At 44.5% G+C, this 15367-nt stretch carries 12 protein-coding genes; 3 read left to right on the top strand and 9 right to left on the bottom strand.

The features are described from left to right. Nucleotides 1-68: 68 nt before the first annotated feature. A complete protein-coding gene (locus FN831_RS11190; RefSeq protein WP_142528315.1) occupies nt 69-2153 on the top strand; it encodes a VWA domain-containing protein in 2085 nt (694 codons plus the stop codon). Nucleotides 2154-2189: 36 nt separating this feature from the next. On the opposite strand, the gene FN831_RS11185 is transcribed toward FN831_RS11190, so the two are convergent. The 5 genes from FN831_RS11185 to carA all read right to left on the bottom strand — a co-directional run bounded on the left by FN831_RS11185 (nt 2190) and on the right by carA (nt 7151). Next, nucleotides 2190-2489 (bottom strand): FtsB family cell division protein, encoded by a 300-nt coding sequence (locus tag FN831_RS11185; protein WP_142528314.1) that lies wholly within the window; start codon nt 2487-2489, stop codon nt 2190-2192. A 179-nt stretch (nt 2490-2668) separates the two neighbouring features. Continuing rightward, the gene (eno, locus tag FN831_RS11180) at nt 2669-3958 is read right to left on the bottom strand and encodes a phosphopyruvate hydratase (RefSeq protein WP_142528313.1); all 1290 of its coding nucleotides are present in this window, start codon (nt 3956-3958) and stop codon (nt 2669-2671) included. A gap of 110 nt (nt 3959-4068) precedes the next feature. Continuing rightward, complete coding sequence (locus FN831_RS11175) at nt 4069-5160, bottom strand: ABC transporter permease (protein WP_142528312.1); 1092 nt, start codon at nt 5158-5160, stop codon at nt 4069-4071. A 12-nt stretch (nt 5161-5172) separates the two neighbouring features. After that, complete coding sequence (locus FN831_RS11170) at nt 5173-5940, bottom strand: ABC transporter ATP-binding protein (protein WP_142528311.1); 768 nt, start codon at nt 5938-5940, stop codon at nt 5173-5175. Nucleotides 5941-6038: 98 nt separating this feature from the next. Next, nucleotides 6039-7151 carry a glutamine-hydrolyzing carbamoyl-phosphate synthase small subunit gene (gene carA / locus FN831_RS11165; RefSeq protein ID WP_142528310.1) on the bottom strand — a complete coding sequence of 371 codons (1113 nt, stop codon included), beginning with the start codon at nt 7149-7151 and terminating at the stop codon, nt 6039-6041. Nucleotides 7152-7410: 259 nt separating this feature from the next. Between carA and panB the strand changes: the two genes are divergently transcribed. Both panB and FN831_RS11155 read left to right on the top strand, forming a co-directional pair. Then, complete coding sequence (gene panB / locus FN831_RS11160; protein WP_142528309.1) at nt 7411-8226, top strand: 3-methyl-2-oxobutanoate hydroxymethyltransferase; 816 nt, start codon at nt 7411-7413, stop codon at nt 8224-8226. Continuing rightward, a complete protein-coding gene (locus tag FN831_RS11155) occupies nt 8227-8913 on the top strand; it encodes an RluA family pseudouridine synthase (protein ID WP_142528308.1) in 687 nt (228 codons plus the stop codon). Between the two features lie 13 nt (nt 8914-8926). Here the strand turns inward: FN831_RS11155 and FN831_RS11150 are convergent, their stop codons facing one another. The 4 genes from FN831_RS11150 to FN831_RS11135 form a co-directional block, all read right to left on the bottom strand. Next, on the bottom strand, nt 8927-9391 hold the full coding sequence (locus tag FN831_RS11150; protein ID WP_142528307.1) for a hypothetical protein: 465 nt from the start codon (nt 9389-9391) through the stop codon (nt 8927-8929). A gap of 64 nt (nt 9392-9455) precedes the next feature. Further along, nucleotides 9456-10874, bottom strand: a complete 1419-nt coding sequence (locus FN831_RS11145; RefSeq protein WP_142528306.1) for a glycoside hydrolase family 30 protein — start codon at nt 10872-10874, stop codon at nt 9456-9458. A gap of 127 nt (nt 10875-11001) precedes the next feature. Beyond that, nucleotides 11002-12417 carry a RagB/SusD family nutrient uptake outer membrane protein gene (locus FN831_RS11140; RefSeq protein ID WP_142528305.1) on the bottom strand — a complete coding sequence of 472 codons (1416 nt, stop codon included), beginning with the start codon at nt 12415-12417 and terminating at the stop codon, nt 11002-11004. A gap of 11 nt (nt 12418-12428) precedes the next feature. Further along, nucleotides 12429-15338 (bottom strand): SusC/RagA family TonB-linked outer membrane protein, encoded by a 2910-nt coding sequence (locus FN831_RS11135; protein ID WP_142528304.1) that lies wholly within the window; start codon nt 15336-15338, stop codon nt 12429-12431. Nucleotides 15339-15367: the final 29 nt, after the last annotated feature.

Genomic DNA, 15367 nt, shown 5'->3' with positions numbered 1-15367 from the left:
TAAAGCACGAGATACAGGCGTCAGGGATTTTCCCTGACGCTTTTTTTTTGCATCTTTACTTCCGGGCAATGGACAATTCATTTACTTTTTATTCATTTATAGCTGTTCTCTGCTGTTTACTGGCGGGAGGGTTTTTTGCGTGGCTGCTGTATGGCCGGTCTTCTGCCATGGCACAATCGCTGCGCGTAACACTGGCCATATTCAGGGCAGTTACCGTGTCTCTCATTTTATGGCTTTTATGTGCCCCGTTAATCAGGCAAATCAGTTATACGCTGGAAAAACCCATAATTGTGATTGCACAGGACAATTCACAATCGATTGCCGCATTTAGTTCTCCGGGCCTGGATACGCTGCAATACAGGAAGGCTGTAGAGGAGCTCAGGGATCAGCTTTCTCAGCAATATGAGGTAAGGGCCTATAGTTTCAGTGATCATGTCGCCAAAGGCCTTTATTTTGGCTATACCGGAAGATTAACCAATGCCGCGTTGTTGGTTAGCCAGCTGAAGGATGAGCTCATGAACAGAAATGTAGGCGCTGTTATACTTGCTTCTGACGGGATATTCAACAGGGGAGGTAATCCTGCGGAGGATATTGCAGAACTAAAGGCCCCGGTTTATACCATTGCCCTGGGCGATACTACGGCACAGAAGGATGTGCTGATCGCCAATATTAACAGTAACGACCTGGTTTACCTGGACAATGATTTCAGGATTGAAGTGCAGGCTGAAGCCTGGCAGTGTGCCGGTGCCGAAACGAGGCTGACGGTTACTGAAAATGGAACGAAACTGCATGAGGAAGTGCTGAAGCTGAATTCCGGTCAGTTTTTAAAGACGATACCCATAACCTTAAAAGCAAGCAGCCTTGGTACACACCGGTATACCGTAAGCCTGGCATCCGTTAAGGGCGAAATCTCCCTGAAAAACAATGTTCAGCGTGTGATTGTAGAAGTAATTGACGACCGACAGAAAGTGCTGATCGCTGCGGCAGGACCTCATCCCGATCTTGCAGCGCTGAAGGAAGCAATTGCCCTTAACAAACACTATGATGTATCTTTGCAGACTGGGGAGCAGCTCGCGCATACCGATCCGGCAACTTTTGGACTAATTGTTCTGTACCAGTTACCCAGCCTTTCCTACGATGCCCGTGGTTTTTTGGAAAAAGTCCGGGCTCTCAAAGTCCCTTTATGGTATATTGTGGGTGCACAAAGCAACCTCAGCCAGTTTAGCCAGTCGCAGGCCGGTGTAAGCATCGCTGCGGGCAGCAGGGCCTTGTTATATGCCTACAGCGATATCAATACTGCCAATTCTGTTTTTGATCTGGATGCAGCATCCAGGAAAGTCATTGAAAATTTTGATCCCCTGCAGGTAAGTTCAGGCGAGCTGAAAACCTTTGGTGATTTCCAGGCAGTTATCAATCAGCGCAGGGGCAAGATCAGTACAGGTTTGCCGCAGTTGTTTTTTATGAATGTGAACGGCCGGAAAACAGGTTACCTGATCGGGGAAGGATTATGGAAGTGGAAATTCTCAGAAGCGAAGGACAATCAGCTGGTACCGGTATTTTCATCGCTGATGGGCAAAATTGTACAGTACCTCTCTGTCCGCGATGATAAAAGGAAGTTCGTAGTACATGCCGCTAAACAGACCTTTGATGAAAATGAACATGTCCTGATCAACGCCAGTCTTTACAATGATAGCTATGTTCCTGTAAACTCTGCTGATGTGACCATTCAGCTCAGGAATGATGCGGGAAAAACCTATAACTTCAGCTTCTCCAAATTTGAATCGGCCTATCAGCTGGATGCAGGCATACTACCGCCGGGCAATTACAGTTATGTAGCAGGCACCGCACTGGGAACGCAGAAATATACAGCCAAAGGTTCTTTTTACATCAACGCCCTGATTGCAGAATTTCAGCAGACTGTGGCAAATCATCAGCTGCTCTACCAGCTTTCAAATCAGACAAATGGGAAACTGTACCTTCCTCAGCAGATACCGGCACTGCAAAAAGATCTGATGAGCAGTAAAGAGATGAAAACCCTGAGCTACGAAGACCGAAGGTATGAGGAGCTGATTAACTTTAAATCGCTGCTGGTACTGATCCTGTTACTGCTCAGCACGGAGTGGTTTTTAAGAAAGAGAAACGGAGCGATTTAACCTTCAACTGGTTCCTGTTATTGAAGCATGAAATGCTTAGTCTTTGGGCGCTTCCTTAATGATGATGAAGACATCTTCATTGTCCTTTTTCATAAAGTATTTCTCCCTGGCAAATTTCTCGGCAGTATTCAGATTGGTATTGAGTTCGTTGAGGTCTTTTTTTACCTGGGCAGTTTCCTTTTCATAGAAGTCTTTTTCTTCCTGTAGTTTGTGTACTTCCGCACGGTATTCATATTGAGAGAGCATGTCATTTTTATCGAAGAATAACATCCATACCACGAAGGCTGCGGCCGACAGAAAGTATTTGTTCCTAAAGATATCCAGCAATCTGTTCATAAGACAAATGTATATAAAAAAAAACATCCGAAGTTTAAAACTCCGGATGTTTTTAAAATGCTCATATTCATCCAATTGATCTATTGTTTTTCAATTGTTAGATGGGGCCTTGGATGATTAAATTCATCATCTCGGGTTCAAATGTTAACAAACGCTTGTCAACACATAAGGATACCTTATTATTTGATGAATTTGAAGTCTTTACCAATGAAACGCGCTGCAGAACCTAATTCTTCTTCAATACGTAACAACTGGTTGTATTTTGCGATCCTGTCTGAACGTGAAGCAGAACCAGTTTTAATCTGGCCACAGTTTAACGCTACAGCTAAATCAGCAATTGTAGTGTCTTCTGTTTCGCCTGAACGGTGACTCATTACTGAAGTATAACCATTGTTTTGTGCAAGAGATACTGCATTGATGGTTTCAGTTAATGAACCGATCTGGTTTACTTTAACCAGGATAGAGTTTGCGATGCTTTTATCAATACCTTGTTGTAAACGTTTTACGTTAGTTACGAATAAATCGTCACCTACTAACTGTACTTTGTTGCCGATAGCTAAAGTTAAAGCTTCCCATGCAGCCCAGTCATCCTCATCCAAACCATCTTCGATAGAAACGATAGGATATTTGTTAGCCCAGTCAACCCAGTATTTAACCATCTCGTCAGAAGTTAATTTCTCACCTGATGATTTATGGAAGTTGTAAGTTTTGGTTTTTGAATCGTACATTTCAGATGCAGCAGCATCCATAGCGATCCAGATATCTTTACCAGGAGTAAATCCGGCAGTTTCGATGGCAGTTAATACTGTTTCGATTGCCTCAACGTTTGAACCGATGTTCGGTGCAAAACCACCTTCATCACCAACGTTTGTAGAATATCCTTTTTTCTTTAATACGTCTTTCAGGTGGTGAAATACCTGAGTACCCATTTGCAATGCTTCAGAGAAGCTGCTGGCACCCAATGGCATGATCATGAACTCCTGGAAGTCGATTTTGTTGTCCGCGTGAGCACCACCATTCAGGATGTTCATCATTGGAACAGGTAAAGTGTTTGCATTTACGCCGCCGATGTAACGGTATAATGGTTGTCTGCTTTCTGCAGCAGCTGCTTTAGCAACCGCCAAAGAAACGCCCAGGATTGCGTTAGCACCTAAATTACCTTTGTTTTCTGATCCGTCAAGGTCGATCATGGCTTTGTCAATCAGATTTTGCTCAAAAACATCAATACCCTGAAGTTCTTTAGCAATTTTCTTGTTTACATTTTCAACAGCCTTTAAAACACCTTTGCCCATGTAGACTTTTTTATCCCCATCCCTTAATTCAACAGCTTCGTGTTTACCAGTACTTGCACCTGAAGGTACAGCCGCACGGCCCATCTGACCATTTTCAGTGATTACTTCTACTTCAACAGTAGGGTTACCTCGTGAATCGAGGATTTGCCTTGCATGAACATCAATAATTAAACTCATTTTATTTGTTTTAAGTGTTATATATCCTTAGTGTAAATATTACAATTACCCAGTTGATAATCAAAGTTAAAATAAAATTTAAACTATAGGGACGGATTGCCCTATAAAAATTATTCCCACTTGAATACCTTGACTGCCAGGGCATAAATTGCGATGCCCCAGATCAGCATAATTAAAATCTGTAATTTCACATCCCATAGCCCTGCGCCCTCAAAAGCCACCTGTCGCATCGCATCGTTTAAATAGGTAAGCGGTAAAGCGCGGCTGATCGGCTGCAGCCAAACGGGGAAATGATCTATAGAAAAAAACGTGCCCGACAATAAAAACTGGGGCAGTGTAATGATATTTGCAATCGGCGGAATGGTACTTTCGCTTTTAGCGATGCCTGATACCACAAAGCCAAAGCCCATAAAAACGATGAGCCCGATAATTGACAATACCAGCATATTCAGTACAGTGACTATGCCGTGTATCAGCGTAAAGTGAAAAAAGAAGTGGCCTATCATAATGATAAATACCGCTCCGAGCAGCGCAAAGCCAATTCTTGCCAGGCCTTCGCCTAAGATGATACTCGCCCTTTTAACCGGTGTTGCAAAGAAACGTTTGATCACCAGCGTTTGCCTTAAACTGAAAAAGACAAAGGCGGTTCCAAAAACGCCGGTACTCAGCAGGGAAAAGCCCAGCTGGCCGGGTAGGATGAAATCTATCGTTCTGTAAGTCCTGCCATGAACAGTACTTTCCCTGATCTCTGCCACAGATGGTTTTAAATCTCTGGTATTCAGCATGAACATCAGGTTGTTCAATACAGATTTCAGGATGTTGCCTTTATCCATTGAGGCCGAGGTATATTGCACATTGGCCAGGTAGGCGGGCTGTGGTACCGTGTTTTTACGAACGTCGATTACTCCTGCAATGTTTCCTTTTTCCAGCTGCTGCGCAATCTCTGTTTTAGATTTATTCTTCACCAGGTTGATGACAGCGGTTTCTTCCAGTGCTTTGATCACGGGGTTCTGCAGATCAGACCCGGGAGCGATGGCCAGATCTACCTTAATTCCCCCGCCGCCCAAAAATCCGAAAACCAGGATAAATATCAGTGGGAAGGCTAAAGTGAAAACTACTGCCGAAGGGCTGCGCATGATAGAGCGGAAACTTGCTTTGGCAAGCGCAAGGGTAGCCTTTGTATGGTTATACGGTTTATTCATCTTTGATATCATTTAGCCTTCGCGCCATTCTTTGCCGGTCAGGTTGATGAATACATCCTCCAGATTAGCTTTTTTTACTTCTTTTGTGCGTTCAAATCCTCTGCTCAGTAACTGATCAATAAGGTTATCCGGCGTATCCAGTGCGATGATCTCTCCGCGCTCTACAAAAGCAACCCGGTCGCACAGCTGTTCGGCCTCATCCATATAGTGAGTAGTGATCACTACCGTGGTGCCATTTTTTCTGATCTCTGTGATCAGGTCCCACAAGTTCCTCCTGGCCTGAGGGTCAAGTCCGGTGGTGGGCTCATCTAAAAATATGATCTTTGGAGAGTTAAGCAGGGTGGTAGCGATAGAAAATCTTTGTTTCTGACCGCCCGAAAGTGCTTTGTATTTTGCTTTGGCCTTGTCCTGCAGGTTTACCTTTTCGAGCATTTCCATCGGTTTGATATTTACCCCGTATAAACCGGCAAATAGTTCCATCAGCTCTACCAGGTTCAGGTTAGGATAATAACCTGCGGCCTGTAATTGTACACCGATAATACGTTTAATTTCATTGGCATCATGATCTACCGAAAAGCCATCAACAATGATTTCGCCGGATGTTTTCTCCCTGAGGGTCTCGATAATTTCAAGGGTTGTGGTTTTTCCGGCACCATTAGGGCCGAGCAGTCCGAAAATTTCATTTTCATAGACGTCAAAGCTCAACCCCTTCACCGCAGTGAAGTCAGCATAATTTTTTACCAGATTACGGACACTGATAATGGCGTTGTTTCTATCCATAGGATAAATGTAAGTATGTTTCATGCAAAAAGGATTGATATTGCACAATCCTTTTCAAATATGGTGGTCAGATGATGGTTAAACGCGGTTGAAAATGCTTACCAGGTTTTTTCGCTTGTGATCATATTTACAAAATCATCAAACAGGTAACGTGAATCATGTGGGCCAGGAGAAGATTCAGGGTGGTACTGTACCGAGAATGCTTTCTTACCTTTTACACGGATACCTTCGATCGACTGATCATTAAGGTTGATATGCGTAATTTCTACTTTATCAGAGTTTCTTACTTCGTCAGGGATCACACCAAAACCGTGGTTCTGAGAAGTTACTTCACAGTGATTTTTGATGATGTTTTTTACCGGGTGGTTTAATCCCCTGTGCCCGTTGAACATTTTCATAGTGCCGATTCCATTGGCCTGAGCCAGTAACTGGTGACCCAAACAAATACCGAAAAGCGGCTTGTCTGCTTCAAGGATTTCTTTTACCATCTCAATTGCATATGGCATGGCAGCAGGATCGCCGGGGCCATTGGAAATGAAATATGCATCTGCACCCCATTTGTCCATTTCTTCAAATGAAGTCCTGGCCGGGAAAACCTGGATGTATAAGTCCCTTTCATCAAAATTACGCAGGGTATTTTTCTTGATCCCGAAATCTACCGCTGCAACTTTATAGGTTGCATCAGGAGAACCGTAAAAATAAGGTTCTTTGGTAGAAACCTGCGAAGACAGCTCAAGGCCGTCCATTGAAGGCACACTTGCCAGCTTGGCTTTCAGTTCATCAATGTCAGTGATCTCTGAAGAGATGATGGCATTCATGGCGCCCTGGTCCCTGATTTTTCTTACCAGTGAACGCGTGTCAATATCTGATATACCAACGATGTTCTCATTCTGGAAGTAATCCTGTATAGATTCACTGGCTTCCTTGCGGCTATAGCCGATGTTGTAATTCTTACATACCAGACCTGCGATTTTAATCGAATCAGATTCGATTTCTTCTTTATGAATTCCGTAATTACCGATATGGGCATTGGTGGTGACCATGATCTGACCAAAATAAGAAGGATCAGTGAAAATTTCCTGATACCCTGTCATTCCGGTATTGAAACAAATCTCTCCTGTTGTTGTACCAATTTTTCCGGCAGCTTTACCGTGGTAAACGGTACCGTCAGCCAATAACAAGATCGCAGGTAACTTGGTGTAGTTAGTCATCGTAATTAAAATGAGAAAATAATTTGAAAAAAGGGGTTAATGAACCGGTAATTAGCAGATTGATACCGCTGTAAGAGCTGAAAAATGTGATGTTGAATACTCCGTTCATTTCGGGATACAAAGATACGTTTTTACGCAGTTAAATCAAGATTTTTTTTGAAAGGATTAAAATGTTACGCAACGCTGAGGATATAATAAACGTGAAGACACGGGTTTCTCAAATGAATACCCTAATTTTGTCCGCTTAAAGCATAAATTTATGTCTGTAAATAAAGAAGTAAAACGTATCACGACCCACATTCTGCAGGAAATGAAGCATCGTGGCGAAAAAATATCGATGTTAACGGCTTATGATTATTCCATGGCTACAGTTCTTGATGATGCGGGCCTGGATGTTTTATTGGTAGGTGATTCAGCCTCTAATGTAATGGCTGGCCACGAAACTACATTGCCTATTACCCTGGATCAGATGATCTATCATGCACAGGGCGTAGTAAGGGGCGCTACCCGCGCATTTGTGGTAGTTGATCTTCCGTTTGGATCATATCAGGGCAATTCTAAAGAAGCGCTGAGTTCTGCGATCAGGATCATGAAAGAATCGGGGGCCCATGGTGTAAAGCTGGAAGGTGGTACCGAGATCGTAGATTCTATCGAACGTATTATCACTGCAGGTATCCCGGTAATGGGCCATCTGGGCTTAACACCACAGTCTATCTATAAATTCGGTACCTATACCGTGCGCGCCAAGGATGAGGCAGAAGCAGAAAAGCTGAAAGTTGACGCAAAAGCGTTACAGGATGCAGGTTGCTTTGCGGTCGTTCTTGAAAAGATCCCTGCAGCACTGGCAAAAGAAGTAGCAGAAAGCCTTCATATCCCTGTGATTGGTATAGGTGCCGGACAGTATTGCGACGGACAGGTGCTGGTAGTAAATGATATGATCGGTTTAACCAAGGGCTTTAAGCCCCGTTTTCTTCGTCAGTATCTTAACTTATACGAAGAGATCCTGGGCGCTGCAAAATCTTACATCAGGGATGTGAAAGCAAACGATTTTCCAAATGAAAAGGAGCAATACTAAATGCCGGTAACAGATAAAGATATACTCTTTGAGGATAATCACCTGATCGCGATCAGTAAGCGTGCAGGGGATATCGTACAGGTAGACGAAACCAAAGACGAACCTCTGGACGAGATGGTGAAAAAGTACATTGCTGCAAAATATAATAAGCCCGGGGGTGCGTTCCTGGGGGTGGTACATCGTTTAGACCGTCCCGTAAGTGGTGTTATTCTTTTTGCAAAGACCAGCAAAGCGCTGGAGCGCATGAATGCTGTTTTCAAAAACCGGGAGGTAAAGAAAACCTATTGGGCAATCGTGCGCAATAAACCTGCAGTCCCTTCGGGCACGCTGGTACACTGGCTGGTGAAGAATCCTAAAACAAATGTGGTTACGCCGCATCTGAAAGAAGTGGAAGGGAGCCAGCGCGCAGAGCTGAGTTACAGGCTGCTGGGCGAGCTTGGCGGTTATTACCTGATCGAGGTTGATCCTCTGACGGGACGATCGCACCAGATCAGGGTGCAGCTGTCTACGCTGGGCTGCCCTATCGTGGGCGATAACAAGTACGGCTACCCAAGGGGCAGCCGTAAAGGTAGTATCTGTTTGCATGCACGCAGGCTGCAATTTTTGCATCCGGTAAAAAAGGAACCTGTAAATATATTTGCCAAACTGCCAGTAGATGGCTTTTGGGAGCGTTTCGAAGGATTTTAATACTTCGGAACGCCTATTTACATTCAACAGCGGTAAGGCCTATTGCACTTACAAATTTCAGTTCATGAACCTTTGTGAACACCATTTTACCATTTTCTTCCCGGGTATCGCCATAGCCTTCCAGTAGCTGGTCGCCTTTCTTTAAAAAAGCCACCTGCCGTACAGAAGTTACTCCTTCGCCTTTGGCCGTATAATCTGCGATGATGGTATCTCCTTTGATTATTCCATTGATCTGTCCTGAGTTTTTATCTTTTTCAAACAGATTGTTGCTGAATTCCCCGGCAATGTTATTTCCTGCGATCGTGTAAGAAAGCGTAACTGTATCCCTGTTTTTAATATATGCGTAACATGCTTTGGATTGCGCGGCTACGGTATCCGGCGACTTTGCAAGGCTGTCAATTTTCTCCTCGGGAGTTTTGCTCTGGCAGGCAGCCATGAAGACCGCAATCATACCAATTGATAAAATTGATTTGTTCATATGTATGGTTTCTATGTGTTAGAATACATCTTTTTTCAGCAATACCCTTGCCAAAGCAGGTGTTCTACCAGACAAAAGTCCCTACAGCCCCTCCAGCCAGCGATGCCGTAACGATTTTACCTTTGCTCAGGATATTAAATACCTGCTCACCAGGGTTTCCGTTTGCCACGATCAGTACTGTTTTACCTTCAGGTGTCTTAAAAGCTACATTTTGCAGCTCTCCGCTGATATTTGATGCAATCCTTACCGAACCCGGGCTCACAAATTTCGAGGCATGGCCGATGATATAATATGCTACGTTTCTTTTTACCGCATTGCTCACTGTAATGGCACCTAAGCAGGTTACACAGCCGCCAACAGTGTGCGGGCCATAAGAAGGATCGGCAGCAAGGTTCCATTCCAAAACATTGCGGCTCCAGTTGCGGGTAGCGCCAATGATCAGCGTAGATACATGCCATTTCAGATCCTCATCAAACTTACCGGGACCACCCACCCACTGCTCGGTAAAGTACAGGTTCTTATCAGGATGCGCATCATGGACAGTGCTTAAAGCCGAAATCTTGCCTGCATATAAGTGAAATGCAGAACCATCTACGTAAGGTTTGGCTTCAGCATCATTTAGGATCGTAACCGGATAATCCGGCCTGTCGGCATTATGGTCGTACAAAATGATCTTGGTTTTGATACCTGATGATTTAAACAAAGGCCCCAGTGCAGTTTTGATAAATACCGCCTGATCTTTTGCCTCCATGTACATGCTTGGCACATTACCTGGATGTAAGGGCTCATTCTGAATCGTGACCGCATCGATTGTAATGCCCTGGGCTTTCATCGCCTCAATATATTTTACAAAGTATTTTGCGTACGACTGGTAATACTCCGGCTTAAGGCTGCCGCCTTTAAAGCTGTTGTTGGTTTTCATCCAGATAGGGGCCGACCATGGGGAACCCAGGATTTTGATCTTAGGCTGGATAGCCACGATCTTTTTCAGCACAGGTATCAGTGCGCCCATATCCTTGCTGATGGAGAACTTTGTTTGTTCAGCATCCGTTTGCCCGGCAGGAAGATCATTATAGGTAAAGGTATCCGCACTCATATCTGATGCACCGATACTTACCCTGATATAACTTACCCCGATACCATCTTTTTTATTAGAAAATAAATTCTGTAAAAGCGAATCCTGTGCTGCGGCATTCATTCCGTTGATCAGTCCGGCGCTTCCGCCTGTAAGGGTATATCCAAAACCATCGATACTCTGGAATTTCTGCGACTCATCCACCGTAATGGTAGGGTTGCTGTTTTTCAGTTCTCCGAAATTCAAGACTGTATTTTGTTTTTCCAGCAGGGCAGAGCGGTCGCCTTTAGTCAGCCAGAAGGCAACATCACTGGCAGCATTGCTGTTTTGTTGGTTGTCTGCGGTATATTTCTTTGCTGAACAGGCCGCTAACGTGATTGCAACTGCACAAATTATATATTTCTTCATCTATTTTATCGTTAAGTCGCCCCCTTGTCATTTGGGCTTCATTTCAAATCAAGCCTATGCTCAGCGCTCCTGTAAATCCATTGAAAATACCAAAGGCTGAATGAACAGCCTTTGGTAGATATTATATTTATTTATTAATGTTGGGATTTCTGTCTACCTCTGCCTGTGGAACAGGAAAGTATAATTTTGCAGCCGTCACATTGTAATTCAGTGTATTCCCGCTGCCATCTTTTTGTGCGTTCATCACGGTGATTGCCCTGTTGGTTCTCAGCAGGTCAAACCATCTGTGGCCTTCAAAGGCCAGCTCCAGACGTCTTTCTTTTTCAATCGCCAGGCGCATGGCAGCCTGATCAGCTGCAGGCGTTCCTGCAAGGTTTACCCTTTTCCTGATCTGGTCCACAAGAACTTTGGCCTGCGACCATCCGCTTGCACTGATTTCATTCAGGGCCTCTGCTTTTAATAACAGGATGTCTGCCAGACGCAGCGTATAGATATTGCTTTTTGTATCCGCACGGTATTTGTTTACAAAGGGATATTTTGTTTTTGGCCAGTAATTATCAGACCATCCGTCACTGCTTACATCTTTAAACAAGATGCTGGCATTTTTACGGATCAGGTCGCCTTCCGCATCATATGCCGCAGAAAGATCATTGGTTGGCGTATCAAACCTTTTCCATCCCGTTCCTGTAATGATACCTGGCATCCAGTTACTATGCTGACTTCCGTCAAACTGCATTTCCCAGATAGACTCAGAGTTGTTTTCATTGGCCTCATCAAACAAGCCGCTGAAGCTGTTGAATAAAGAATATCCGTTTGCAATGGTGGCATCGCAATAGGTGTTCACCTTTGCCCAGTCGGGCGTAGCTTTGGATGCGTATACTTTTGCAAGCAATGCATTGGCTGCTCCCCTGGTAAAGATACCTTTGTTGGCCGCTGTAGTCTGCGCGTTTGTCGCTGCGTATTCCAGATCTGAGATGATTTGTGCATATACTGCGTCCACAGTAGCTTTAGAAGGCTGTGTTTCTGCGATGGAAGCCGGTGTTTTCAGGATCAGCGGAACCGGGCCGAACAATCTTACCAGGTTAAAATAAGAATAGGCGCGCAGGCCTCGCGCTTCTGCGAGGATCTGGTTTCTTCTGCCGCCGGCATCCAGTGCTGCATCGTTGATGTTCGGGACGTTTTCCAGCACTTCATTGGCATTTTTGATATCGCCGTAGAGGGCCGACCAGTCTCTCGATACGTTACCGTTGGTCGCATTTGGGGTAAAGAGGTCAATCTGGATGTTAGCCTGGTTATCACCACCTGCATAACAGTTGTCAGACGTTACATCACCATTTACCTGGTAATCCCAGATGTTATAGTCGTTGTATCTTCCATCGTAAGCACCCTGGATCAATTTTTCGGCCGCTGCCGCATTGGTGAATGCCTGATCTGCGGTAACCTGGTTGATCGGGTTTTTATCCAGGAAATCTTTTTTGCAGCCAGATTGAACTGAAAGGACAAATGCCCCGGCTGCGATCAGTGAATATATTTTTGAGTTCATTTTTCTAAAAATTAAAAGCCAACATTTACACCAAATATGAAAGTTCTGGATTGAGGGTAAGTACCATAGTCTACACCCATATCAGGCGTGTTTGACGTATAGCGGCTTACTTCAGGATCTAATCCGCTGTATTTGGTAAAAGTAAGCAGGTTATAACTTGAGGCAAAGATCATCAGCTTATCCATTTTCCAGTTGCCAAGGGTGGTTTTACCAAAGTTGTAGGAAAGGGTAGCTGTTTTCAGTCTCAGGTAAGAAGCGTTCTCTACAAACCTGCTTGAGGTTAAGGAATTCTCAGATGAGGCTACCAGTGCTTTTGGAATATCCGTGATCTGTCCCGGTGTAGTCCAACGGTTCAGTACAGCTGTAGATTGATTTTTTGAATCATACATTCCCTCAAGATCAAGTCTCGAAGCATTAAACATCTGGCTTCCCTGTACGCCCTGGAAGAACAGCGATAATCCAAAGTTGCCGTAAGTCAGGTTATTGTTTACACCATAGGTATATTTAGGTTGTGCATTGCCGATAAAGGTACGGTCGGCCGGATCTGCAGAACCAGTAATGCCGTTACCATTTGTATCCTGGTACATTGCTGCTCCTGTCTGAGCGTTTACACCTGTATATACATATCCGTAGAAACTGCCCAGCGGGCGTCCCGGTACAACTTTCACTGCTGCATCACGCTCATAAAGGGAAGCGTAATCCAGTGAGCTGGTTGCAGAACCCAAACTGGTTACTTTATTTTTGTTGAATGAGATATTCAGATCGGTGCTCCAGGTAAATTTCTCTTTCTGGAAATTTTTGGTGGACAGGCTAAATTCTAAGCCCTTGTTTTCCATTGAACCTACATTCAGTGCCTGTGTGCCTAGACCCGTTGATGGCGGCAGCTGTACATTGATCAGCAGATCATTGGTTTTTTTCAAATACGCATCAGCAGTGAACGTGACGCGGCTGTCGAACATTGTTAAGTCCAGACCAATATTGGTTTGCGTAGTTTTCTCCCATGACAGCTCGCTGTTTGCCGGCTGCGATAAGTTGTAAGAGTTCTGTGCCGTGATCTGGTAAAGTTTCAGGTAAGCGTAATCGCCGATGCCCTCGTCATTACCCACCTGGCCCCAGCTACCGCGAAGTTTCAAATCGTTGATCGTTTTGCTGTCTTTCAGGAAGTTTTCTCCTGAGATTCTCCATCCTGCGGATACCGAAGGGAAGTAGCCAAAGCGGTGTCCCGGAGCAAAACGGGATGATCCGTCAGCCCTGAAGTTGGAGCTGAAGAGGTATTTGCTGTCGTAAGCATAAGTAATCCTGCCTAAGTAAGATTGTTTAGCCCATTGTGCATCTGTATTTACGTTTACTGCCAGAGTAGGTGCAATAGCTGCTCCTGTTGTGGCATCAATGAAGCGTGATTCAGAATATGGTTTTAGCGAATAGTTGGATTCCTGAATGGTGTAACCGGCAATTGCACCGAAAACATTCTTACCAATCGTTTTATTGTAACTCAGGATATTTTCATTGAGCCATACATTGTCTTTGGTTTTGCTGTTATTGTAAATACCTCTTTCAGTACGTCCGTAAACAGTTTTGTAAGGATCAAGGAAGTAATTGTAGTATTCCTTCCTTCCGTTTGTACTGATACTTGATTTGAAGGACAGGTCTTTTGTGATTTTTATCTCACCTGCAAAGGCACCGATAAACCTGAAAGATCTTGTTCTGTTGTTTGAGCCAAAGGCATTTCCAATTGGTGAGTCGTAGCCTGCCGGAACCGCGGTGAAGTTACCGTTTGGATCATATATGGTTAGAGTAGGGGGAGTGGTAAGCGCGCCTAAGATAACGCCGCCTTTTGTAGAGCCTGCGTTATCAGGTACGTCTACTGAATTGTTAGAGGTTAGTGATGCTGTTGCTGTGAGTTTAAGCCAGCTGGTAATGCTTTGTGAACCGTTAAAGTTCATGCTGATCCTGTCCAGTTTTGCAGGCGCCACAACACCTTTGTCCTGCTGGTAGCCAGAAGAGAAGTAGTACTGGCCGCCTTTAGTACCGCCAGACAGGGAAACCTGGTAGTTATTCTGGGTACCTGTGCCAAAAGTTTCCTTTTGCCAGTCGGTATTCTGTGTTCCGCCGAAAGTGGTGTAACCCAATTCTCTCTGCAGTGCAATATACTGGTCGCTGTTGAGCACATCCTGTTTTTTCCAGAAGTTGGAAAATCCGGTGAAAGCATTGAAACCCACCTTCAGTTTTCCGGCTGTACCTTTTTTAGTGGTGATGAGCACCACACCATTGGCACCGCTAGAACCATAGATTGCAGCTGCGGATGCATCCTTAAGGATTGTCATCGATTCAATGTCGTTCGGGTTGATGAAACTTGCATCTCTTGAGGTAACACCGTCAATTACATACAGCGGACTGTTTGAACCGGTGATCGAAGTGTTACCGCGAATGCTGATGGATATTCCGGCTCCCGGTTTCCCTGATTGTGAGCTTACCTGTACACCTGCAGCTTTACCCTGTATGGCTTGCAGTGGATTGGTGATCGGCTGGTTCTGGATGTCTTTTGAAGATACCGATACTACCGCCGTGGTGAGGTCTTTCTTTACCTGGGTACCATAACCCACTACCACCACCTCGTTGAGCTGCTGGTTATCATCCGTTAGTTTGGTACTTAGCGTTGTTCTGTTGTTTACCGGCTCTTCGATACTTTTATAACCTATAAAAGAAAAGACCAGGGTCGCATCTTTTGGCGCAGACAGGAGATAACTTCCGTTGTTGCCGGTAACTACTCCCTGGGTAGAACCTTTAACCGTTACCGATACGCCCGGTAATGGCAAGCCCTGCTGATCTTTGACTTCACCTTTTATGGTGATGTTCTGTGCCATGGCAACAGAGATCCCGCATAAAAGGCAAATGATAAAAAGAGTAACTTTTTGTTTCATGATTTTGCTTGTGTTTAATTTTTATTTGG

Source organism: Pedobacter westerhofensis, from assembly GCF_900182595.1.
Classification (GTDB): domain Bacteria; phylum Bacteroidota; class Bacteroidia; order Sphingobacteriales; family Sphingobacteriaceae; genus Pedobacter; species Pedobacter westerhofensis.
The sequence above is the reverse complement of the archived record's forward strand: the minus strand, read 5'-3'. Positions and strand labels throughout refer to the sequence as shown.